The organism is Lysinibacillus sp. NPDC095746 (assembly GCF_044763535.1).
Lineage (GTDB): Bacteria > Bacillota > Bacilli > Bacillales_A > Planococcaceae > Lysinibacillus.
Window position 1 is genome coordinate 71,623 of the sequence record NZ_JBIWGL010000013.1, and the last position, 24,834, is coordinate 96,456.

A 24,834-nucleotide genomic window follows, 5' to 3' on the forward strand; every position below is an offset into this window, starting at 1 on the left:
TACATCATACAAACAAGTCCTTTATTGTTATCATTTTAAATATTGACGTGAGCTTTGGTCTTTTGCTGTAATTGCTTTTAGAAGATCCTTCTTTTGGATAAATAAAATGACAGAGGCTTGAACTGTCATTGCTAAGATGAGCAGAATGAAGTGAGAATTATGACTGAAATTTAATGAGAGAAAATAAAATATTGGTGCAGACGATAAGTATGAAATATATTGGTTTTTAGTTATTAAATAAATGATGGTTGAAATACATGTAGTTACTAAAAGGAGTTCAAGTAAAATCTCGATGGAAGCACTATCAATATAATTTAGTAATTCGTTTATATAGGACATATTACAAACGTCCCTCCTTAAGGTTTTAGGAAATTGTAACATATTAGGTAATAGTTTGAAAGAAGCGATTCTGCTCATTGTGGAAATATGTTTTTTTAACTATAAAAAGAGGCTTTCCTATAAATATTTGGAAAGCCACAAGTATATCATTATAGTTCTTCCTGAAAATAAATTTTGTAGAATTTTCGATTCGTAGATTCATCGTAGCCTACTTCAATTAGTTCTTCCACTTGCTCGATATCCTGTACATTTACCTGGATTTCAATATTAGAATCGAGTTTAATTTTACGTTTATATTTTTTTTCAGCCTTTTCAAGCGCACTTTCAGAAATTACAGTTTCATATGGTTTTACCGAATTAATAATAATATCTTTTTGTGTTGGTTCAGCATTATCAAATACTGTTTCTATATAATTATTTACTTGAAATTCATCTTCAGTTCTAAAGTAATCAAGCGTTTTGTTTAAAAGCCCAAGCTTCTCAGTATTTGTAAAGCTCTCTTCTTTTAAAATATATTTTTTGCATTCTGTTAATGCTAAATTCGTTTTGTAATAATGTTCATCAGCTGCTTTAATCTTTAAAAATCGTTCTTGCCAGTAGACAATATCTTCTTTCCTTTTTGTTTTCATGAAGACAGCAGGTGCCTCATCCGTTCCCATATCTACGATAATGGCCATGTTATTAATTTTCTTTACATTAATTCCATCAACACCATTGACAACCATTTTGTTGTGATCGCTTTTTACATCTAAAAACATTTCCTTTTCATCAATTTTAACGATGGCGATTATTTTTTTAGCTTCTGTAGCTAGAAAACAATTGTCAAATAATCCAATAAACAATTCGCCACTTTTAATGTTAGGATGTTGAGATACACTATGTAAGTGTTTAGCAATGTTGATTGATTGTTCTAAGAAACTAGTCTCCTGATCAAATATTGCCCTCACATATGTGTAAACCTCGTTTAAGGCAATGTCTGTTTCATGAAAAAATTCGAATTGCTGCTCTAAATCGATTTTGCTAAACGCTAGCTGTGTAAAAGCTGCCTCTAGCATGACCTCTGGCTGTGATAATGATTCCTCACCTAACACGAGTGTATCGTCAATAAAATGTAAAATATATTGTAATAACTTACTTTCACTTACTTCAAGCATGTTTTCCACCTTCTAAAAATTTCATTGTAGATAATATACCATATCATATCCCTCGCAACTTTTTCATGTATTTTATTTTTACGAATAATAAACTTAAAAAGAACATTGAATACATGCATTTAAGAGATTTGTTGATCATTTGTATAAGGCTATGGGTTCTTTATTAAATAGGGAAACTCATTTGAAATGACAAGTACATTACCTTAAATTGACATTGATGGTTGCTGAAGTATAATGGGGTTAAATGGAACTATGCATAAAGAAATCTACAAAGAGAAGAGGTCTTAAATATGCTTTATAACATTAAACCAATAGCTGTAGTGAGCAATAGTCGAACAATGATTGAAGACGACAATTGGGGTGGTGTCATGTCTACTATTGAATTGACAAAAGATATGTATGAATCATCTTTAAAGGGGATTGATGATTTTTCTCATTTAGAAATAATTTTTTATTTTGACAAAGTGGAAGCTGAAAAAATTCAATATGAAGCGAGACATCCAAGAAATAATACGGACTATCCGGAAGTCGGTATTTTTGCACAGAGAGGTAAAAATAGACCTAATAAAATAGGCGTAACAGTTGTAGAATTACTAGAATTAAAAGATAGAACATTAATCGTTAAAGGCTTAGATGCTATTGATGGAACACCAATCATTGATATAAAACCTGTAATGAAAGAATTTCTACCGAAAGGTGAAATAAAACAGCCACAATGGGCAACTGATTTAATGAAGAATTATTGGGACTAGTATATTGTTTTATTTTATTTGTTAAGGAGAAATCATTATGTTTTTAAATCTTCATATTGAAACCGAGAGACTAGTAATTCGTCCATATGCTTTCACTGATTTGGATGAGTTATATGCAGTCGTTTCTGAGCCTGATTTTTACCGATTTATCCCAGAGGACGTGCCAAGCCGCGATGATGTTCAGCGAGTAATAGAGTGGTCCATTCAATGTAACTTAAAAAACACGCCTACTAAGATACATAAGCTTAATCTAGCTATTGTAGAGAAGCAGAGTCAAAAATTAATTGGTTATTGCGGGCTTGGCCCCGATGATGTAAAAGACACAGAAATCGAAATTTATTACGGTATTTCTGAAGCTTATAGAGGGCGAGGAATAACATCTGAAGCAACAAAAGCTTTGATGGATTATGCTTTTTATAAGATTGGTTTACCTAATATTATTGCTGTTGTTCATCCTGAAAACGTGGCATCTTTACGAATTGTAGATAAACTGGGAATGAGCTATGAATATACGTATAACAATCTTAATTCGGAACTGAAGGATTTTGAAGGATTGCTTCATTATTCTATAGATGCTAAAGCATATCAATGAAGTAAGTGAATATGTAAAGCTTAAATTCTTCCTCGAGGATAAGTTAGATGAGATCCTGGATTGGAAGAAGCGAGTTAGGGGAACGGAGGCTAAATGCATTAAGGTATTTTAATAACGCCTTTTTTGATGATGCTGCTTCGCATTCGCGCAGATAAACCCTTTACTGACAGAAAGAGGTCAGGACGACGGAAAGAATAGTCGAATCGACGGAAGGAAGGGTCTGAGTGACGGAAAGAAAGGCCGAAGCGACGGAAGAAGAGTCAGAGTGACGGAAAGAAAGGCCGAAGCGACGGAAAGAGGTCAGGACGACGGAAAGAATAGTCAAAGCGCTACTGCTTCGCATTTGCGCAGAAAAACCCTTTTGCTGCCGCTTCGTTTTTCGGACAAACGACGCCCCGTGGAAGGCGCTAAGTCGAAACGGGTATTTACCCTTCGTTTTCTGAAGAATGTTCAATTAAGAAAATAGCTTATCAATAACATGGGACTTCTACTTAATGAGTAGAAGTCTTTGTTTGTATCGAAACAAAATTCAAACGTCCATTCCCATGTCCCTCTAGTGCATTTATAACAGAATAGTTCTATTTTTCTGTTTTTTAAGACCGTCTTAAGATTACGATTAAATTGCTATAAGGTTATTAAGTTATTCTTTCTTTAAATGAATGGAAAAATGGAAAGGGGAAACATGATGGGATTGAAACGGGTTTCGTTCGTTGATAGTCTTCGTGGATTTAGTTTGCTTGGGATTTTACTTGCTAATTTAGTAATTTTTCAATATGGCATGCATGGAGCCTTAAAAAATTTATCATCACAAAGTGCAGGGGATTTTGTGAGGGTATTTATTGGTGGCTCTTTTATGCCTATTTTTACGCTGTTATTTGGATTTTCTTTTATAAAGTTAATTGAATCGGTACGCGAAAAAGGGATGAAAAGTCGATGGATTATACTTCGACGGAGCATGGGGCTCATTGTATTAGGCTGGCTGCATACTACATTTATATGGGAAGGTGACATACTCTTATATTATGGTTGTATGATTCTGTTTTTGTTACCATTCATTAATCGAGAAGCAAAAACAATTATCATATGGGCTAGTATTTTCTTTGTATTTTCAGTCGCAATTATAATGAATATTAACTTAGATCTCCCAGCAAATCAGCAGGATATCAATGCGTATATTGAAAAAGCAGATGCCATTTATGCACATGGTAGTTATTTAGATGTCGTTAATTTTCGTCTAAATAGGCTAATGCCGGAACAAGAAACATCTATCCTATTATTTGTAGCGCCATTATTTTATGCACAGTTGTTTTTACTTGGTATGGCGCTTGCAAAAATGCGGGCATTTGTAAATATGGAGCGGGAACAAAAGTGGTATAAGCTAGGTATGATACTTGTACCTATAGGGTTACTATGTAAATATTTGAGTTTAAAAGAAGGAGATTTGTCGACTATGCTGCAGATGAGTGGGGCACAAGTTTTAGCGTTAGGCTATGTATGTGTAGCTGCCTTACTCTATAAGAAATGGCGTACTTCGTCTATTATTCATGCATTTGAATGTGTTGGTAAGCTGTCTTTAACTAATTATTTAATGCAATCTATTATTTGTACAACAGTATTTTTTGGCTATGGTTTTGGATTGTTTGGAAAATTAGGTGTTTTTAATGGTATGTTATTTGGATTAGGAATTTATTGTGTGCAGTGCATTGGCAGCGTCTTCTATTTAAAAAAATTCAAGCGTGGGCCATTTGAGCAGGCTTTACGGATATGGACGAATTGGTCGATTGATGGTCGATTAAAGCAAAAAGAACAGAGTATTAATAGTGATTGAATCATTTTAAAACAAAGGGGATGAGAAAAATCCCCTTTGTAATAGCAGCCCTTGAATATGGTTCTAGCTATATGTCCTGCTAGAGAATAGATTTTGAAGGGAATAGAGACGAATCCAGAGGAAAACGAACGATGCGAAGTTTCGCATCGCAAGAAGAGATTGCAAATGTGATAGGTTTTTAATTTCAACGGGTGCTTGATGGTGGAAATTAACTTCTTAAAATCATAAAGGAAATTTTAATGATCAAAGGATGAAATGAATGGAAACCGTATTGATCAAAAAAACGTATCACTAATGCCAACTTTAGATTAGACAATTAGGAGGCTATTAGAGGATTAGTAGCAATTGCTCAACCTGCTCCGATAGCAAGTTTCAAAATGATGCAAGGACCAGATGATAATGATTCCCTACGTTTTAGAATTTAGGAGCCAAAGGTAAAGGTGAAGGGAAAACCAGCGCTTTTATGGATTGATGGAGTAGTGATGATTTACTATGCCAACGTTTTGTGAATGAAGCAAATTGTATTGTAGTAGCGTTGGACTATAAAAAGTCGATTTCACTTAAAGTGATACCTAAAGTAAAAGGAATCTGCGTACATGAAAGTAAGCAGATTCCTTTTATACTGATTATTGTGCAATAGATTGTGCTTTATCGATAATTTCTTGTGGGATGTCGATTGTTTTTAGGTGATTGAATTCAGTGTATGTCACAACTGATTTTGTTTTCATTGATAGTTCTTGATCTTCAACTTTCATTTTTAAATCGAAATTCATATCCAATTTATTTGTATCGAAAGTCTTTTTATCAATTTCTAGAACATAGTGTATTTTATCGATAGTTAAGTTATCAAGTGGGTTTTCTTCAAGACCCATATCTTTCATGGATTTGCTAATTTCTGAATCGATAAGTTCTTTAAATTTATCGCCTTTAGCGTCTAAAGATAAGATATATGCTTTATCTGTTTGTTCGAATTTGAAATCTTTGATAAAGTTTTTAAGTTGATCTAATTGTACCTTAGCATCTGCAGATGATGCAGTTTGTTCCATAATTGCATCAAATTGTTCGTTCGGTAACTTATACCAAGTTTTAGTTGTTTCATCCTTCATAAAAAAGCCTTGATCTTTCTTCATGTACATATCAATCGGCATTTCCGTACTTTTTTGATCTGCGCTAGCCATATCTGGCATTGTCATTGAACCTGATAAGTGCATAGCAATAGGATCGGTAACTACATCCATATCCATTTTCGATTTGATGGAAAACTCCATAGATTGATCGCCTGAGCCAATTTTGGAATCTTGAGTTGTTTCCATTTTTGCACTCGTGCTTTTAATGTCAGCTTGGCGTTCTATCGCTTTTTCATACACTTGCTCTAAAGTGAGTGTACTTTTATTAGTCGTGTCTTTCTTAGGGGTAGCGCTACTGTTACAGGCAGCTAGTGTTAGTGCTAGTGCTCCAACACTTAAAACTTTAAAAAATTTGTTCATTACTTTCATCTCCTATTCATTGGTAAAAAACATCATCTATTAGTATACATTACTATAATAGTAAAAGTTTCATTATTTTAAAAACAGTACTAGTTCAAAAATAAAATAATAGTAAATACCTAATGCATGTCTTGGTAAATAAGTCTTCTTACTCACTATGAGTAGCAAGAAAATTAATTCATAAATAATAATAAATCCGGTGCTAGTTAAAGTGAAATATTGCAACGGTGTTTTTAAATACTAAAACACGGGGATGATTTCCGCTCTAGCTGGCGCTTCGCTTTCGCACAGAGCAAAGCTCCCTAGGAGCGAGACGTCTGTTGAGTCACTCGGGCAACTTTCTGTGCGAAAGCGTAGTGCTAAAGAAGCGACAGGAATAGGAGGTTAGTAACGAAGCTTTTATTTTTACCGATGCCAGACGCAATTAGCAAAGGAATAATGAATAAGGTCAGTGATTGCTATGTTTGCATAAGGAAGAGTAGGGGAGGGGTGTTCGGTTTTAAGTTGAGTCTACTTTCTATGGTGGAAAAAATATTTACAAAAAGACAAAGCCGAGAAAATGATATCATTTTCTCGGCTTTGTTTATCAATTATAGCCCCAGATCATTGCGAATAATGTACCAATGATTGTGACAACACCTACGAATACTGAATATAAAATCGTTGTATATAACGTTTTCTTATCTTCAGATTCACCGATGTGCATGAATAATACTAATTGTACAGTTGCTTGCGCAAGAGCAGTTACTAGTAAAACGGCGAATGCCATGTTAAAAGACATATCGAATTTAATAACAGCTAAAGCTATAACAGTTAGTAACAGGGAGAAGCCGAAGCCCATCACATGTTGTTTTGGGAATAATTCCTTCATCAGCTAATCAGTCCTTTCAAGTAGACGAAGCTGAAGATGAAAATCCAAACAACGTCTAGGAAGTGCCAGTACAGTGAGAAGATAAACGCTTTGTTAGCTGTTTGTGGGTTTAAACCACGGCTAGCTACTTGGATTAAAATTGCAACGCCCCAGAAGAAACCGAATGTTACGTGGAGACCGTGCGTACCAAGTAAAGTCATTAATGCCGATAAGAATGCGCTTGTTTGAATAGTCGCACCTTCTTCAACATATGTGACAAATTCATCAATCTCAATACCTAAGAAGCCAAGACCTAATAGAAGTGTGATGATGAAAAATGCCATCATCGCTTTTTTATTGCCAATACGCATTGCGTGAACACCAAGACCAATTGTGAAACTACTAGTTAATAATAAGAAAGTTTCCCATAATACTGGTGTTAATTCGAAAATCTCAGCGCCATTTGGGCCACTACCTGTACGTGTTTGAAGTGTGAAATACACTGTAAATAGTGTGGCGAATAATACGATTTCGGCGCCAAGGAAAATCCAGAAACCGAAAATTTTCAGGCGATTTTCTTCTGTACTATATTCTAATGGAAGTGAAGAATCGATTTTCATATTATTTATCACCTCTCAAGCTTTTCTCAGTTGCCATAACTTCTTCAACTGAAATGTATCGACCATGATCTTTTTCAAATGAACGATGAATCATAAAGCCGAATACACCAATCATACTAATGATGGCTGGAATCCATAGATTAAATACAGCGAAGAATGCTGCAAGGAAGAAGAATCCGCTCATCCAGAATGGTGTGCCAGTGTTGTTAGGCATGTGAATTTTTTCAATTTTACCTGCTGTAATATCGCGACCTTCTTTTTTCGCGAACCAGAATTCATCTAAACGTGTAACAGTTGGAACTACTGCAAAGTTATATTCTGGTACTGGAGAATGAGTAGCCCATTCTAATGTACGACCATCCCAAACATCTGCTTTTTCATTACGAGGCATATGTTTCCAGCTGTAGTAAATGTTATATACGATTAACGCAAAGCCGACAGCAAGACCAATACCACCGATGAACGATAGCATGTTCAATGGACCGTAACCAGTTGACTCAGAGTAAGTGTACATACGACGAGCGTAACCATCTAAACCTAAAATGAATAGAGGGAAGAATGTTACGTTAAAGCAAATTGCGATAAACCAGAAAGCTGCTTTACCTAGTTTTTCATTTAAACGGAAACCGAACATTTTTGGCCACCAGTAGTGGTAACCTGCAAGTACACCGAATACTGTACCTGGAATTAATACATAGTGGAAGTGGGCAACTAGGAACATCGTATTATGATATTGATAGTCAGCACTTGCCATTGCAAGCATTACCCCTGTAACCCCACCAATTGTGAAGATAGGAATAAAGCCAAGAGCATAAAGCATAGGAGTTGTAAATTGAATTTTACCGTGTCTCATTGTGAGCAACCAGTTAAATATTTTAACCCCTGTCGGAACAGCGATTGCCATTGTTGTAATAGAGAATACACTGTTTACCATTACACCGTGACCCATTGTATAGAAGTGGTGGGCCCATACTAAGAATGATAGTAACGAAATAACGACCATACTCATAACCATTGATTTATAGCCGTATAAGTTTTTACGTGCAAATGTCGCAATGATTTCAGAGAAAATACCGAAAGCAGGTAGGATAACGATATAAACCTCAGGATGTCCCCAAACCCAGAATAGGTTGGCCCAAAGCATATCCATACCGCCATTTTGCATTGCAAAGAATTGTGTACCGAATTGACGGTCTAACATCATTAATGCAAGTGCTACAGTTAATACTGGGAATGCAAATACGATAATAATGTTTGTAATTAAAATTGACCAAGTAAACATTGGCATTTTCATTAATGTCATACCAGGTGCACGCATTTTAATGATTGTTGCGATGAAGTTAACACCAGTCATTAACGTACCAATCCCTGATAATTGTAAAGCTAAAGAATAGTAGTTGTTCCCAACAGATGGACTAAATTCTGTCCCAGCTAATGGGAAGTAAGCTGTCCAACCAGCATCAGGTGAACCACCAATGATAAATGATAGGTTTAATAAACCACAACCAGCCGCAAATAACCAGAAGCTGACTGCATTTAGACGTGGGAAGGCAACGTCACGTGCACCAATTTGCAGTGGGATAACAATGTTCATTAAACCAATTACAAATGGCATAGCCATGAATAAAATCATTAATAAACCGTGTGTTGTGAAAATCTCATTATAGTGTTGTGCATCTAGAAGTCCATTATCAGGAACTGCCGTTTGTGCACGCATTAACAATGCATCGATACCGCCACGGAATAGCATCAAAAGTGCTGTAGCGATATACATAATACCGATTTTTTTATGGTCAACAGTTGATAGCCAGTTTTTGTAGAAATAGCCCCACTTTTTGAAATACGTAAGGCCAGCCACGATAACAACTGCTCCAACTACGATACTAATAGCTGCCGCTAAAATCATCGGTTCTTGCATAGGATGGAATACTTCTTCCATACTCATTGGATGCGCTCCTTTCGGGTTTAAAAATTAATGTGAATGTTTTGCTTCAGAATTTTCTTGTGAATCAGAATGATCGCCATGGTTCATTTTACTATGATCCATGTCTCCCATTTTCATATGTTCACTATGTTCCATTGGAGCTGGTCTAAATTCTAAGTGTGTAGATGAATAGCTTGAACGACCAACGTGTTCTGCTTTTAATAGTTCATCAAATTTTTCTTTTGTTAATGGTTTTTCTTTTGCTTTTACATCAGAAGCCCATTTGTCGAAGTCTTCTTGCGTCATAGATTGTGCCTCAAATTCCATTTCAGCAAATCCGCGACCGCTAAAGTTTGAGTTACGGCCCATGAATGAACCAACTTCATCTGCGGCAAGGTGAATAGTTGTTAACATGTCACTCATCGCATATTTTTGCCCAGCTAATTGAGGAATCCAGAAACTTGTGATTGGTCCGAATGAGTAAAGTTTGAACTCAATTGGACGGTCAACAGGAATATTTACATAGTTTACAGTTTCAATACCTTGCTCTGGATAGCTAAAATGCCATTTCCAGTTAGATGATGAAGCGTAAATAACAAGTGGCTCTTTGTTGTCATAACCATCTGGTTGAGACTCTACAGTACTTGTTGTTCTTACAGTTACAATTGCTAAGAATGCCACTATGATAATAGGGATAACTGTCCATGTAATTTCCAGTAGATGACTACCCTCTTCGTGAGGAGGCTCATAATCGGCAGATGCTTTTGAAGCACGGTATTTTGTTAGCATAAATGCTAAAAGCACATACACGACTAGTAATATAAAGGCCATTGTAATAATGGATAAAATAATTGTGTCTGATAATGTTTTGGCATTTGGCCCTTTTGGATCAAAGATTGTTAATGGTTCACAACCAGCAAGAACTGCAAGCGCACCAAATGCAATGAACATTAAGCTTAACTTTTTCTTCATGTTTGACTCCTTTCTTAAAACGGCTATTCATAAATTTCATGTGTTTGCGTATAAATTCGAATTTATAAATAGTGGGTAATAAGGTCACCTCTTTTAGTTGTTGTACCAATCAAATAATAAGAAATACTTACAATGGCATGGTTCATTATGAAACATTGAATTTAGTATTTGATTGGTCTAGTGCAAGCGTTCGCAAAATCATAAATTTGTGTAATCGACTTTTTAGACAAAGTGTCATAATCAATCGACACAAAATGTCATTGTTTGCAAATAGGATTATACGCTCGTTTCAAAGAAAAAAAATTATTTTTTTATATTTTTAATAGTAAATCGGGGATGATTATGAACATTTTTTGAACAAAAATCGTTATTTCAATATTAGTATTTTTGCATTTAATTAAATAAACACTGTTGAAACGTTGAAAACACTGAGTTTCTTGTATTTAACCATGTAAATAGTTTTTTTTGTGAAAATATCATTTCACATTTTAGACTACATTTTGTAATAAAATTGCCGTCATGTTGAGGTTTTGAGTGCTTTTTTGTTGCGTTTTTTAAAAAGATGAGTACGCGGGAAGATGAATTATGGATATATAAGGAGAAATTTTAAATGTCAGGGATGAATGGAAAGGGGGATAATATTAATTATGTTAATATAATTATACACTTCCATAAAATGTTATTCGAATGTTTTATCCGGAAAGTAAAAATAGCAAACTAAGGATATCCTTGGTTTGCTATTTTTGGTTACAAAGACGAAAATAAATGTTCTAAGCAGAAAGAAAGCGATTTATCCTTATTTGACACAATTATGCCAAGGTAATGAAGATAAATTTAAGCTCCTAGCTTTAGCCATTTTGCTACTTGTCCATAGATAGTATTTTGGAGTTTTGGGGCTAGGTTATTCATCTTTAAGGCGAAGTACAATGTTTTCATTAAATTTAATGTGCATGTACGTCCACTAAAAAAGGCTTCGTTATAGCCCTGAGTCACTAAATGCATTTCAAATTTATCAAATACCTGATCGACAAATTCTATTAATGCTTCCTCGGAATAGTTACGAGCTAGTAACGCTTCAATTATATTAATTAAGCGTTCCTCCTCATCGTCGATGAAGACCGTATCTTTCCATGTAACAAGTTTTAATGCATGCAAGATGTGAGGTGCATACTGTAAGTTGAATTTAGGATGTTTAATCGTCATGGCTGCTAAATCTGCACCATGTGCAATGCTATGCGCCCAGCCCTTATCATGAACATGACCTCGTGTATCTTTTTCCAATAATAAATAGCGGCCAATCTTTTGAAAGAAAGCTTGTAGACGATCATCGTTTAATACCAGTAGGTCAGCATCTTTTGCAAGAATACCTGCTGCAAGTAAAGCAGAAAACGAACGTGTAAAGACACTATCTGTCAATTCTTCACCTAGCTTTAAATATAAAAAATCGTCGCCTGTAACAGTATCAAATAAATATTGTAACTGTTCGGTGCGCAGTAAATTATCGCTAAGTATATGCATAAAAGTACGATATATTAATTTGTCGCGTAATTCGGCATCTGGTGAACCAATGTGCGTTAACATTTCTTGTAACAACCAATCGCCTTTTTGTAACATAAATTCTTGTTGTGCTGAATGTGTCATAGTGGAAAATGATTGTAAAGTATTTTTGATATCCATATGTAATTCCCCCGAAGTTAAGTTAATTCTCTCTTTGAGCATTTTTTAAATGTATTCCTTGATAATCTGTAGTCTTTGTAATTACTTTCATAACAATGCGCAGACATAGTAAATTGTAAATGCTTTTAGAGCTATGCTTTTTTATTATAGCGTTTCAATGATAATTTGTGAGTTGTGAAGTTTTCTAGTGATATAGGAGTATATTCACAATGGGAATTCCAGAATCAAAAGAAAGTTGATATGATAGACAAGCAACAAAAAGGAGACACTTAATAAACGAGCTCAAAACAAAAGACATACCTATTAAAGTATGTCTCATCCTAGTTATCATATAACGGCTGACTTTATACCGAGCGGCCATTCGGTAAAGGTATTTTGATTAGTTTTTAATTCTACAAGAATATTTGCATTTATAATGGCATCGATTAGCCATTCACTATAATGAAGGTTCGGTTGAGAGTGCATTAAGATTCGTTGCATATCTTTTTTGTCAATACTTAGCAGTTTATAGTTGCATTCAATGTGTACATTTTGGGGAATAATAAAAAGTGACTCATGTTGGTGTCCAAGTGAAATGGAGCCAGGAATGTGACCTTTGATACTTATAATATGTGTAATCGCTTCTTGTGTATATACATCAATCTTAGTTCTTGTGAGTATTTCAAATTCAATCGGAGAATCCTTCAGATGGGGACCGTCCGCTGTAGATAGCGAAACAACTTTAATTGATAGTGCCTCATACATAGGAGAGATGCTACTACCAAATTCACTAACTGTATCTATTAATTGCATGTATTCCACTCCTTGTGAAGAACTTTAAAATACAAAGCCGCTGCCTGTAAATAGTAATAAACAAAAGATATTATTAATTATAATACAATTTATTACAAAACATGAAATGCTAAAGTGGATATTTTTTATTAAAAAATGAGCGGTGAATAAATTTATTGGTATATTTGTGTTGGCCTTGATTTGTGGCAAACCTTCGAGGTCAAATAAGAGTAGCCTACTAAAGTGTTCAGTGAATACGAATATCAACTTCATGTTATGATGATTATTTAATAAGAAACTAATAAGTAAAATAGAGCTAAAGAGGTGAGAAAAATGACAAAGCGAAAACGGCATGTGATCAAACATGACAATATTGTTGTTTTTCCTGGTGCTATTCAGACATTAATACGTGAAGGACATATGTATGCGGAAAATTATCAATATGAAGAGGCTGTGGCAAGCTTTGAAAATGCATTTTCATATGAAGCTGGAGACGAAAGTGCATTAAGTACCTACGCGTATGCTTTATATGAATTAAAAGAATACGATAAAGTTAAAAATGTTTGTGAGCAATTGTTTGCTATGGGGACGACATTGTATGTAGAAGTAATGGAACTGTATGTTACAGTATGTATGCAGTTAAAGGAATACCATCAAGTAGAATCATTAATTACGACATTAATTGAAGAAAAAGTACTTCCGGAAGATCAGCTTGAGAAATTTGAACGTATAAGAAGCTTGAATCAAGAGGTTGCTAAAAATCTCCAAAAAAAAGAGGATGCTAAACGATTGTTAGAAGAGCAAGAATATGAACTTTCGAAATTTAGCGCATTAACGCCAAACGAACAATCTATTCTTCTGCATCGCTTAATGGATACGAATGTACGACAATTAAAAATAGCATTGAAAGCTATTATTGAATGTCCAACAATCCATCCATTTGTTCAGAGCTTAGCATTAATTTTATTAGTGGAACAAGAAGTGTCGATTGACATTACTGTCTCAAAATTTGATGAAACAATAACTGTTAATCCTAAAAATTTAGTTCTACCAAATCAGTTGCCTCAGTATAGGGAAGTAAAAAAAATAATTGAAAATAAATTAGAGCAAGACCCATCGACGTTGGAAATGGTACAATATTTAATGGCGAAGCATGCCATTGTAACGTATCCGTTTGAATGGCAACCATTCGAAGCCGATGATATAGCTTATAGTTATATTGACTTTGTACAATCGATGCTCGGAAAAGTACAGGAAATGGATTATGAAATTATCGACTTTTTACAAATGTTGGAAAAACTTACTGAACTACATGAGGTATGAAATAAGTTGAAACTATACGCATCTATGTTATACTAAAATGGTTGTCAAAATCGTAGTTACGAATGAATTGTCTAACATTTAAACTTGATTATTTATTTGGAGGTATTTATACATGTCAGCAAAATGGGAAAAACAAGAAGGTAATATCGGTACTCTAACAATCGAAGTACCAGCTGCAGAAGTAGATGCAGCAATGGACCAAGCGTTCAAAAAAGTTGTGAAACAAATTAACGTTCCAGGTTTCCGTAAAGGAAAAATGCCTCGTAAAATGTTTGAACAACGTTTTGGTATCGAATCTTTATACCAAGATGCATTAGAAATCATCGTTCCTGATTCTTATTCAAAAGCGATCGATGAAGCTGGAATTATGCCAGTTGATTACCCAGAAATTGCTGGTACAGAAAACTTCGTACACGGTAAAGATTTCACATTTACTGCTCAAGTAACAGTGAAACCAGAGCCGAAACTTGGTGAATACAAAGGTTTAGAAGTTACGAAACTTCCAGTAGAAGTTACTGATGAAGAAGTAGAAACACAAATTCAAGACCAATTAGCTCGTAAAGCAGAGCTTGAAATTAAAGAAGACGAAGCTATCGTAGAAGGCGATACAGCTACTATCGACTTTGAAGGTTTCGTAGGCGAAGAAGCATTTGAAGGTGGTAAAGGTGAAGATTACCCACTAGAAATCGGTTCAGGCTCATTCATCCCTGGCTTTGAAGAGCAACTTGTAGGTGTAAAAGCTGGTGAATCTAAAGACGTAGTTGTTACTTTCCCAGAAGAATACCATGCAGCAGAATTAGCAGGTAAAGAAGCTACTTTCAAAGTAACTGTAAAAGAAGTGAAAACGAAAGTTCTTCCAGAACTAAACGACGAATTCGCTAAAGAATTAGACCCAGAAGTTGAAGGTGTCGATGCTTTACGCGCTAAAATCAAAGAGCAAACTGCTGAACAAAAACAAGCTGAATCTGATGCAACACTTCGTGATCAATTAGTTGAAAAAGCTGCTGAAAATGCAGAATTTGAAGTACCTGCTGGTATGATCAACTCTGAAACTGATCGTATGTTACAAGAATTTGGTCAACGTTTACAAATGCAAGGCATGAACTTAGACCTTTACTACCAATTCTCAGGTCAATCAGAAGAAGATTTACGTGGACAAATGAAAGAAGAAGCACAAAGCCGTGTACGTGTATCTTTAACACTTGAAGCAATTGCTGAAGCTGAAAAAATTGAAGCATCTGAAGCTGATATCGCAGCTGAATTAGAAAAAATGGCTGCTCAATTTAACATGACTAAAGAGCAAATTACTGGCGCTTTAGGCGGCACAGCAGTTCTTGAAAACGACATTAAAATTCAAAAAACAGTTGAATTTTTAGTAGAAAACGCTAAAATTACTGAATAGGATTTTTTTGTAACTGGATAAAAAATGAAAACAAGGTACGGCATTAAACCGTGCCTTGTTTTATCACATATTTTTTATTTAGAATAAGCTAGATTCCCCTTTTAGTTCAGTTAATGATAGTTTTAATATTACGACTACTTTCACCGCAAAAAGCATCCTCCAAACAGGAAATACTTTTTTGAAAAGGGGATAGGCAAAAGCCTTTACACTTCTCTAATACATAGTATTGTTTGACTTTTCACACGATGCTAAAATTTGACTTTATTCAGTAGAGATCAAATTGATGTCTCAATCCTTCCAAATGAGGAACAACGAAATACATCCTCGTCTGAATGAAGTTAAGCCTCTGGCGAATATAATAGATTTTCAACTTCTTTCAGCCATTATTTTCTGTAGCGACAGCTACAATTATGCCGAGGCATAATTAATAGAAAAAAGTTACTTGAGCATTTTTAACTTGTATCAACGGTATTTTAGTGAAGCCACAGGCCAAATATTAGTCGAGAGCCAGAAAACTTGACGGAAAGAAAGGTCTTTGATCGCTAGAGGTTTCTGAAGAATCAGTCAGTTATACACAGAATTCAACCACACGCTAATGTTAAGAGCTGGAATTCATCAAGCTAATGAATGGGCATTATTTGCAATAAATAATAATGTTTTTTGTACAATAAATGTCGAAAACTTTTTGAAATCTTGAAACATAGACGCCGTGGTGTAAATAGATGCAGACAATTTATTTGATAAAGATTCAATAATCTTGTAAGATTGTTGCTTGAATAGGGGTGAAACATATTGTTCAAATTTAATGATGAAAAAGGCAATTTAAAATGCTCATTCTGTGGAAAACCACAAGAACAGGTACGTAAACTAGTTGCAGGTCCTGGTGTTTATATTTGTGATGAATGTATCGAACTTTGTTCAGAAATCGTTGTAGAGGAACTGGGCGTTGAAGAAGAAATTGAATTTCAAGATATTCCAAAACCGAAAGAGATCTTAACGATTTTAGATGAGTATGTAATAGGGCAAGAACGTGCTAAAAAAGCTTTAGCGGTTGCGGTTTACAATCACTACAAACGCATTAATACAAATAGTAAAATTGATGATGTAGAATTAGCAAAATCGAACATTGTGTTAATCGGCCCAACTGGTAGCGGTAAAACTTTATTGGCCCAAACATTGGCGCGTATATTAAACGTTCCTTTTGCAATTGCAGATGCTACTTCTCTAACAGAAGCTGGCTATGTTGGTGAGGACGTTGAAAATATTTTATTAAAATTAATTCAATCCGCAGATTACGATATCGAGCGTGCTGAAAAAGGAATCATCTATATTGATGAAATCGATAAAGTTGCACGTAAATCCGAAAATCCATCCATTACACGTGATGTTTCTGGTGAAGGTGTGCAACAAGCTCTTCTAAAAATTTTAGAAGGTACAGTTGCTAGTGTCCCACCACAAGGTGGTCGTAAGCATCCACACCAAGAGTTTTTACAAATCGATACTACAAACATCTTATTTATTGTGGGTGGAGCATTTGATGGAATAGAATCCATTATTAAACGTCGTCAAGGTGAAAAAGTAATTGGCTTCGGTTCAGATCCAAACAAAATTGATACGGATGAAGGCTCAATTATGGCGAAGCTGATTCCAGAGGATTTATTAAAATTTGGTCTAATTCCAGAATTTATCGGTCGATTACCGGTACTTGCAAGTCTAGAACAATTAAACGAGGCTGCGCTTGTACAAATTTTAACGGAGCCTAAAAATGCACTAGCTAAGCAATATCAAAAAATGCTTGAACTAGATGGTGTTGAGCTTGAGTTTGATGAAGGTGCTCTTTCTGAAATTGCAAAAGAAGCAATAGAACGGAAAACGGGTGCACGTGGTCTTCGTTCAATTATTGAGTCAACAATGCTTGATGTAATGTACGAACTACCTTCACGTGAAGATGTGAAAAAATGTATCATTACGGCAAAAACAATTACGGATAAAGAAAAACCGAAATTGCTTCTTGAAGATGGCACTGAACTCGATGAAGGTAGCGACACAAAAACTTCAGCATAACGAACAGACACTAATGTCTATTGTTATGAGATAAAGAGTAATTTAGCTGACTTCGATTGTGCAATATTCGCACATATCGACAGTCAGCTTTTTATTCATTCATACATAAAGCCAACTGTAATTAGATGAAATTTTTGGCTCAATTGATTAACTAGTGTGAATTAGCTTTTTAGACGCATACTAGTAGCGTGGGAGTGAATAAGAAAATTATGACGGAGGTGAATACCCGCATGGTGACAATACAAAAAACAACAAGTGTACCATTATTGCCTTTACGTGGACTTTTAGTATACCCGTCGATGGTGTTACATATTGATGTGGGTAGAAATCGTTCTGTAGCGGCGCTAGAACAAGCGATGCTAGAGGACCAATTGATATTATTGGTAACACAAAAAGAAGTACATGATGAACAGCCTGATGAGCAAGATTTGTATACAGTTGGTACGATGGCATATGTCAAACAGATGCTAAAATTACCAAATGGAACTCTGCGTATTTTAGTGGAAGGTGTGGCGCGAGCAACATGGTCTAACTATCGGGCGCTAGAAAAATATACGATTGTTGACATCGATGTTAAGGAAGAAACAAACGGTAAGGATGTTGAAACACAGGCTTTAATGCGTACGTTGTTAACGTATTTCGAGAGATACGCGAAAGGCTCCAATAAAATTACATCTGAAACCATCAGTACTGTGGCAGACATTGAAGAGCCAGGTCGTTTAGCAGACATTATTGCATCGCATTTACCCTTTAAGATTGCAGATAAACAAGAAGTATTAGAGATGCTCAATGTAAAGAAGCGTTTAGATCATTTAATTATTCGTTTACATGACGAGCAAGAAGTACTTGATCTTGAAAAGAAAATTAATACAAAAGTTAAGCAATCCATGGAGCGTACACAAAAGGAATATTATTTACGTGAACAAATGAAAGCTATTCAAACTGAGCTAGGAGATCGCGAAGGAAAAACTGGCGAAGTAGCTGAATTACGTAAACGTATTGACGAAACAGGAATGCCTGAATCAACGAAAGAAGTAGTGCTTAAAGAGTTAGATCGCTACGAGAAGTTACCATCGGCTAGTGCAGAGAGTGGCGTCATCCGAAACTATATTGATTGGATTATTTCATTGCCATGGACGAATGCGACTGAAGATCGCATGAATATCGAACATGCGGAGAATATTTTAAATCGTGATCATGACGGGTTAGAAAAAGTAAAAGAACGTATATTAGAATATTTAGCTGTACGTCAGTTGAAAAAATCGTTACGTGGACCAATATTATGTTTGGCTGGCCCTCCAGGAGTAGGTAAAACATCGTTAGCTCGATCTATTGCAGAAAGCTTGGATCGCAAATTTATCCGTATTTCATTAGGTGGGGTACGAGACGAATCGGAAATTCGTGGTCATCGTCGTACGTATGTTGGGGCAATGCCAGGTCGTATTATCCAAGGGATGAAAAAGGCAGGAACTATTAATCCTGTATTCCTGCTAGATGAAATTGATAAAATGTCTAATGACTTTAGGGGAGATCCGGCAGCAGCAATGCTTGAAGTTTTAGATCCGGCTCAAAATAATACATTTAGTGATCATTACATCGAAGAACCTTATGATTTATCAAATGTACTATTTATAGCAACTGCGAATGATTTAAGTACAATTCCTGGGCCGTTACTAGATCGTATGGAAGTAATCTCAATTGCTGGTTATACAGAAATTGAAAAAGAGCAAATTATGAAAAATCACTTAATACCGAAACAGTTAAAAGAGCATGGCTTGAAAAAAACACAAGTTATTATGAAAGACGAAGCAGTAGTGGATATTATCCGTTATTATACTCGTGAAGCAGGTGTTCGCGGACTAGAGCGTCAAGTCGCAACCCTCTGTCGTAAAATCGCTAAGATCATCGTTTCTGGTGAGAAAAAACGAGTAACAGTGAGCTCGAAAACGTTAGAGGATTTACTCGGTAAACATCGTTTCCGATATGGACAAGCGGAAGAGGAAAATCAAATCGGTGTAGCTACTGGGCTTGCTTATACAACTGTGGGTGGTGATACATTACAAATTGAGGTATCATTAACACCTGGTAAAGGAAAATTGCAGTTAACTGGGAAGCTCGGCGATGTCATGAAGGAATCTGCTCAAACAGCTTTATCGTATGTCCGTACAAAGATGGAAGATCTAAAAGTGGATGCAGAATATTTTGAAACACATGATATTCATATTCATGTTCCAGAAGGAGCTGTGCCGAAAGATGGTCCTTCCGCAGGTATTACTATGGCAACTGCAATTGTTTCTGCAATTTTACACCGTCCAATACGCCGTGAAGTCGGTATGACAGGTGAAATTACATTACGTGGACGTGTATTGCCAATAGGTGGCTTAAAGGAAAAAACACTCAGTGCGCATCGAGCGGGTTTAACGACAATTATTTGCCCGAAAGATAATGAGCGAGATATTGAGGATATTCCTGAAAGTGTACGCGAACAACTAACATTTAAACTAGTGTCATCGGCTGATGAAGTGTTAGCCCATGCACTGGACGGAGGTTTATAAGAAAATGAAAGTCCATAACGTAGAAATGGTCATAAGTGCTGTAAGACCAGACCAATATCCAGAAGATGGACTGCCAGAATTTGCACTAGCCGGTCGTTCAAATGTGGGGAAATCCTCCTTTATTAACCGAATGATCGGTCGGAAGGCTTTAGCACGTATTTCTTCTAAGCCCGGAAAAACACAAACGCTTAATTTTTACAAAATTGAAGAACAATTATTTTTTGTAGATGTTCCGGGCTATGGTTATGCAAAGGTTTCAAAAACTGAGCGTGAAGCATGGGGAAAAATGATTGAGCGTTACATCACTGGACGCAATGAATTAAAGGCAGTCGTACAAATTGTTGATTTACGTCATCCCCCTACAGCTGATGACCGCATGATGTATGATTTTTTAAAGCATTACAATATTCCTTGTATTGTTATTGCAACAAAAGCAGATAAAATTCCAAAAGGTAAATGGGATAAGCATAAAAAAATCGTGAAAGAAACGCTAGACATGGAAAAAAATGATCCTCTTATTGTCTTTTCTTCAGAAAAAGGAATCGGCTTTGAAGAAGCTTGGCGTACGATCGAAAATAAAATGTAATAAAAAAACATCTATTGAGTCTATTATTTAGGACAGTAGATGTTTTTTTATTAAAAATTGGGGGAATCGCTTGATGAATGGAACAACTGACCGATAAATTAAATAGGAGGTGGACTAAATGGATATTGCAGCTTTATCAATGGCAATGAATCAAGCAACTTTAATGCAAAATGTATCTCTAGCTGTAACGAAACAGGCAATGGAGATGCAACAGCAAAATACAGAGCAATTAGTTGAAATGTTAGATGCTCCACATCCGACAGCCGGACATACAATTGACGTTCAAGTATGATGAAGCAAAGGTAGCTTGAAATTGGAAGCTACCTCTATCTTTATGTCTAATGGTAGATTTAAAAAGTAAGTAAAAGCACTAAAATGTAACTTTTTGAATAGGAAAAACTACCAATAGTACGATATACTATATATTAATAACAATTTTTTAGGAGGCGGGATTTGTTGAAGAAGATTCCATACATACTAATGATTGTGTTACTAACGGTTCTAGGATATTCATCAAATAATACAGCTCATGCTGCCCAAATGGTGACTGGAACCTTTGTTGATGTAACATTTTCAGAATATGCAAATTCTAACGGAGTAATAGAAAAAAAGCTTAGTAAAATTACTTTGCAAAATGAAAGCGGTCGTCAAGTTACATACAATATAAATGATAATGCCCGCCTGTATATTAATAATACAGTGACAACAATCGAAGGCTTTAAGATGGGAATGAAAGTAGAAGCGGAAATTTCTCTTCGTAGTGTTGTTGAGCTGCGAGGTACTTCTAATTCTACAAGTGAAACAGAATCTCCAACAGTTACACAAAATACAAAAACACTTGCTGGAGTAGTGACAAGTATTGATCCAAATGGACTATTCATTATGCTGAAACCAGATATTGGGGAGGAAACAACTTACTATATAAATAAAGATACCGATTATCATAAAAACTCCTCAGCTGTCGATATTAGCGCTTTGTATGTGGGAGATCGTGTTAAGCTTAGCCTTAAAAATCGAAACACTTCCATTGTCACAAAAATAGAAATTAGTGAGACAGGTACATTAGTTGAAAACCTATATAAAGGTGAGATACAGGCTGTTAATGCCAATACAAATAAATTAACTGTCAAAAACCAACATGCTTTTATAAATTGGCAGTTTGGCTCTGACACAACAACGGCTTTATCAACAATGAATTTTTCATCGAAGGTTCCGATATATGTTGGCAATACAAAAATTGAAAAAGGTCAGTTGAAAAATTACATTGGCAGTCAAGCATATTATGTAACAGTTAAACAATTTGGCAAAGAAGTGATTGAAAAGATTGTTGTGTTGAAAAACAATGAGCGAACGTACTATGAGCCTATGCTTTCTGTAGATACTAAATATCAATTATTTAAACTTAAATCTGCCGGTACATTATACTTCCACGATGGAACGATTTTAATTAGAAATGGTCGTTTAATTGAACCTACTGGCTTATTAGCGTATGGTACAGCCTTTGTAATTTCGGACGGTGCTGCACGTGATCATTATGCCCAAGTTGTTCAAGTAACAAGTGATAGCTTTATGTCACCAAACTTATCAGGTCATGAATTATATTATGGACGTTTATCACAAGCAGATGGCTATTTAATCGAAATTGATGATGCGATGAAGATTGAGTCAAATGTCTTCAAGAAAACGGAGCGAACTGTACTATCTGTTAGTAATTCAACAAAAGCCATAGTAGATAATGGTAACAAAATATATAGTGTCATTCCTGATATTGAGCTTCATTTATTTGAAGGCGAATATGGCTACTTCTATGTAAAGGATGGTCATGTACAGGCCCTTCATATGCTTAATAAAGCAAAGCCTGTTGCACCATTAATGTTAACTGGTAAACTACAGTCAGTTAAATCGAAATACCCAGCAGTAATTAATGTGAAGAGCGTTAGTCAATGGCAAAATGGTCGCTGGTATGAAGCTGGTGAAATGGTTGATATGAATATTGATCAAGCTACAATTATTAAAGCTGGTAAAGTTATTCAAGCATCTGATTTAAAACCTTCTGATCGTTTAGTAGTATTATCAGATCGTTTTGTCAAAGCACATTTAATATTAGTTGATTAATTAATTTAGAAGTCTGTGAGTCTTTTGCGAGTTTACGTTAGCACTGCGCTTTCGCACAAAAAACATTTGCCGCTACCGCTATGCTATCGCGCAAAAGACTTTTGTTGCTGACGCTGCGCTTTTGTATAAAAAACAATTGCGCTGTCGCTACACTAACATCTGCAGGCCTAAGTACAAAGCCAATTCCGGACGCAATTATGCCGAGGCATAATTGACCTTGAATTTTTCAGGTGTGTTGAAAAAGCAGATAAGAATGATAAATCAACACACCTGATTATTTTGTAAAGTAGAAGAAATTTATTGACAGCTCCAGATGCGGATATGTATGGAATGAAAGTGAGGGACAAAAAAAGAATGCGAAAACATTTATCTAAAATAATGTTAGTGGTTCTTGCTGTATTTATTATTGGAATTACTATCCCAGAAAATGCATCAGCTGTTTCATTAGAAACAACAGGTGCTGTAAAAAATGAATATACATATGAGGAAGCTGTTTTCATTACAGGAACGCCCATTATATTTAAAGGTACTAGTAAAGACATTAAAATTACACAAAAAGAATCTAAAGGAAAGTTAAACGAAACACACAGTTTAAAGCTAACAGCAAGTAATGGTGCTACATTGACACGAAATATCACTTATGAATCTGATGTCGTAGATTATGCTACGATTGGTCAAAAAACATCGAATGGTGTAGTGAAAAAGTATACTGAGAAAATTGTTGTTGGGAAAATAACATATACATTGGTAGATTACCAATTTTCACAAGGGACTGTAGCGGACAATCGTGCAGCCTCTGATTATTACTCAGGTAATGTGATTTCAAGAAAAACATATGCCTTTCAAACTGGAACTGGAAAAAATGCAGTTCAAAATACAGTAACAATTGATACTGATAGTCGTCATGCTGGCTATGAAAACTTCTGGGGAGCGACAGAAACACAAATTACAGAAGCTGTTTATAAATATAGCGACGGTAAGACTAGCCATGTGAAAAACCGTTTATCGACAAGCAAATCCCGTGTACTAAACTATGAAGAAAACCTAGGAAGTTTAGGTAGCTTTGATGGTGGATATGCGGTAGTAAGTGAAAAAGATGTTATTTCTGAATATACGTTTGATTTATACTCTGGGCAAAAAGGAACTCTTGATTTAGATAAAGAATATATGCCGACAATAGAGCGTTTAATCATTCCTAAGTTCCGTGATTTATCAAAGCATTATGCAAAAGGAGCTATTGAAAAATTATACTCTTTAGGTATTTACTCTGATGCAAGTAACTTCTTCTCACCAAATACCCCTATGAAGCGTATTGACTTTACAACGGCGATTGGTAAGGCAGTTGACTTACGTGTTATGGAAGAACCGAAAACGAAAAAATCGACATCAGCTACTAGTATTTTTAAAGATGTTAAACGTACGGTGAAAGATTATGCCTATATTGAGTCTGCGTATAAAAAAGGAATTATTAAGGGTGTAACGCCAGAGTACTTCAAACCTGATAATCAAATTACTCGAGCTCAAGCCGCTACGATTTTTGTACGTGCATTAGGGCTAGAAAATAAGGCGCCAGATCCAGGCTATATGACGAAATTTAAAGATGATGCGCAAATTCCGAACTATTCAAAAGACGGTATATACATTGCGAATGAGTTAGGATTAATGACTGGTGACCCTATAACAGGTCGATTTAATCCAGATCAACCATTAACACGAGCACAAGCATCCGTAGTATTAGAACGTTTCTTGAATTATTTGGAAAGCGATTTAAAACAAAACTATCGAGATGACATATTGTTCTTTAATTAACGAAAGGGCTGAAA

Annotated in this window: 20 protein-coding genes; 11 read left to right on the forward strand and 9 right to left on the reverse strand. The window is 35.5% G+C overall.

All coding sequences use genetic code 11. The annotated features are described in order from the left end of the window. Positions 1-30: 30 nt before the first annotated feature. Both ACIQ7N_RS11565 and ACIQ7N_RS11570 read right to left on the reverse strand, forming a co-directional pair. Positions 31-339, reverse strand: a complete 309-nt coding sequence (locus ACIQ7N_RS11565) for a hypothetical protein (RefSeq protein ID WP_402932096.1) — start codon at positions 337-339, stop codon at positions 31-33. A gap of 149 nt (positions 340-488) precedes the next feature. Beyond that, positions 489-1,493, reverse strand: coding sequence for a nucleoid-associated protein (locus tag ACIQ7N_RS11570; protein WP_402932098.1), 1,005 nt, complete (start codon positions 1,491-1,493; stop codon positions 489-491). 290 nt (positions 1,494-1,783) lie between these two features. On the opposite strand from ACIQ7N_RS11570, the gene tsaA reads away from it, so the two are divergent. The 3 genes from tsaA to ACIQ7N_RS11585 all read left to right on the forward strand — a co-directional run bounded on the left by tsaA (position 1,784) and on the right by ACIQ7N_RS11585 (position 4,665). Then, positions 1,784-2,245, forward strand: a complete 462-nt coding sequence (gene tsaA, locus ACIQ7N_RS11575; protein ID WP_402932100.1) for a tRNA (N6-threonylcarbamoyladenosine(37)-N6)-methyltransferase TrmO — start codon at positions 1,784-1,786, stop codon at positions 2,243-2,245. A gap of 37 nt (positions 2,246-2,282) precedes the next feature. Next, positions 2,283-2,837, forward strand: coding sequence for a GNAT family N-acetyltransferase (locus ACIQ7N_RS11580; RefSeq protein WP_402932102.1), 555 nt, complete (start codon positions 2,283-2,285; stop codon positions 2,835-2,837). Between the two features lie 685 nt (positions 2,838-3,522). Then, entirely contained in the window at positions 3,523-4,665 is a 1,143-nt protein-coding gene (locus tag ACIQ7N_RS11585; RefSeq protein WP_402932104.1) for a DUF418 domain-containing protein, read from the forward strand. Between the two features lie 626 nt (positions 4,666-5,291). Here ACIQ7N_RS11585 and ACIQ7N_RS11590 read toward each other — a convergent pair. The 7 genes from ACIQ7N_RS11590 to ACIQ7N_RS11620 all read right to left on the reverse strand — a co-directional run bounded on the left by ACIQ7N_RS11590 (position 5,292) and on the right by ACIQ7N_RS11620 (position 12,987). After that, positions 5,292-6,152, reverse strand: coding sequence for a DUF6612 family protein (locus ACIQ7N_RS11590; protein ID WP_402932106.1), 861 nt, complete (start codon positions 6,150-6,152; stop codon positions 5,292-5,294). A gap of 586 nt (positions 6,153-6,738) precedes the next feature. After that, positions 6,739-7,023, reverse strand: a complete 285-nt coding sequence (gene qoxD, locus ACIQ7N_RS11595; RefSeq protein ID WP_402932108.1) for a cytochrome aa3 quinol oxidase subunit IV — start codon at positions 7,021-7,023, stop codon at positions 6,739-6,741. After that, a complete protein-coding gene (qoxC, locus tag ACIQ7N_RS11600) occupies positions 7,023-7,622 on the reverse strand; it encodes a cytochrome aa3 quinol oxidase subunit III (protein ID WP_079563106.1) in 600 nt (199 codons plus the stop codon). The genes qoxD and qoxC overlap by 1 nt, the downstream gene beginning before the upstream one ends. 1 nt (position 7,623) lies before the next feature. After that, on the reverse strand, positions 7,624-9,567 hold the full coding sequence (qoxB, locus tag ACIQ7N_RS11605) for a cytochrome aa3 quinol oxidase subunit I (protein WP_248716706.1): 1,944 nt from the start codon (positions 9,565-9,567) through the stop codon (positions 7,624-7,626). Between the two features lie 27 nt (positions 9,568-9,594). After that, complete coding sequence (gene qoxA / locus ACIQ7N_RS11610) at positions 9,595-10,518, reverse strand: cytochrome aa3 quinol oxidase subunit II (protein ID WP_132357018.1); 924 nt, start codon at positions 10,516-10,518, stop codon at positions 9,595-9,597. A gap of 834 nt (positions 10,519-11,352) precedes the next feature. Next, on the reverse strand, positions 11,353-12,195 hold the full coding sequence (locus ACIQ7N_RS11615; protein ID WP_402932111.1) for a DUF2785 domain-containing protein: 843 nt from the start codon (positions 12,193-12,195) through the stop codon (positions 11,353-11,355). 327 nt (positions 12,196-12,522) lie between these two features. Beyond that, positions 12,523-12,987, reverse strand: a complete 465-nt coding sequence (locus tag ACIQ7N_RS11620; RefSeq protein WP_402932113.1) for a hypothetical protein — start codon at positions 12,985-12,987, stop codon at positions 12,523-12,525. A gap of 312 nt (positions 12,988-13,299) precedes the next feature. On the opposite strand from ACIQ7N_RS11620, the gene ACIQ7N_RS11625 reads away from it, so the two are divergent. From ACIQ7N_RS11625 to ACIQ7N_RS11660, 8 genes are all read left to right on the forward strand, one after another. Beyond that, complete coding sequence (locus ACIQ7N_RS11625; protein ID WP_402932115.1) at positions 13,300-14,289, forward strand: CDC27 family protein; 990 nt, start codon at positions 13,300-13,302, stop codon at positions 14,287-14,289. A gap of 112 nt (positions 14,290-14,401) precedes the next feature. After that, positions 14,402-15,691: a trigger factor gene (gene tig / locus ACIQ7N_RS11630; protein WP_132357014.1), complete on the forward strand. Its 1,290-nt coding sequence runs from the start codon at positions 14,402-14,404 to the stop codon at positions 15,689-15,691. Between the two features lie 792 nt (positions 15,692-16,483). Beyond that, positions 16,484-17,755, forward strand: a complete 1,272-nt coding sequence (gene clpX / locus ACIQ7N_RS11635) for an ATP-dependent protease ATP-binding subunit ClpX (RefSeq protein WP_132357013.1) — start codon at positions 16,484-16,486, stop codon at positions 17,753-17,755. Between the two features lie 230 nt (positions 17,756-17,985). Next, entirely contained in the window at positions 17,986-20,310 is a 2,325-nt protein-coding gene (gene lon / locus ACIQ7N_RS11640) for an endopeptidase La (RefSeq protein ID WP_402932118.1), read from the forward strand. A 4-nt stretch (positions 20,311-20,314) separates the two neighbouring features. Next, positions 20,315-20,896: a ribosome biogenesis GTP-binding protein YihA/YsxC gene (gene yihA, locus ACIQ7N_RS11645; protein ID WP_132357011.1), complete on the forward strand. Its 582-nt coding sequence runs from the start codon at positions 20,315-20,317 to the stop codon at positions 20,894-20,896. A gap of 118 nt (positions 20,897-21,014) precedes the next feature. Next, on the forward strand, positions 21,015-21,188 hold the full coding sequence (locus tag ACIQ7N_RS11650) for a YjfB family protein (RefSeq protein WP_012295488.1): 174 nt from the start codon (positions 21,015-21,017) through the stop codon (positions 21,186-21,188). 161 nt (positions 21,189-21,349) lie between these two features. Continuing rightward, the gene (locus ACIQ7N_RS11655; RefSeq protein ID WP_402932120.1) at positions 21,350-23,011 is read left to right on the forward strand and encodes a hypothetical protein; all 1,662 of its coding nucleotides are present in this window, start codon (positions 21,350-21,352) and stop codon (positions 23,009-23,011) included. Positions 23,012-23,365: 354 nt separating this feature from the next. Next, positions 23,366-24,820, forward strand: coding sequence for an S-layer homology domain-containing protein (locus ACIQ7N_RS11660; RefSeq protein ID WP_402932122.1), 1,455 nt, complete (start codon positions 23,366-23,368; stop codon positions 24,818-24,820). Positions 24,821-24,834: the final 14 nt, after the last annotated feature.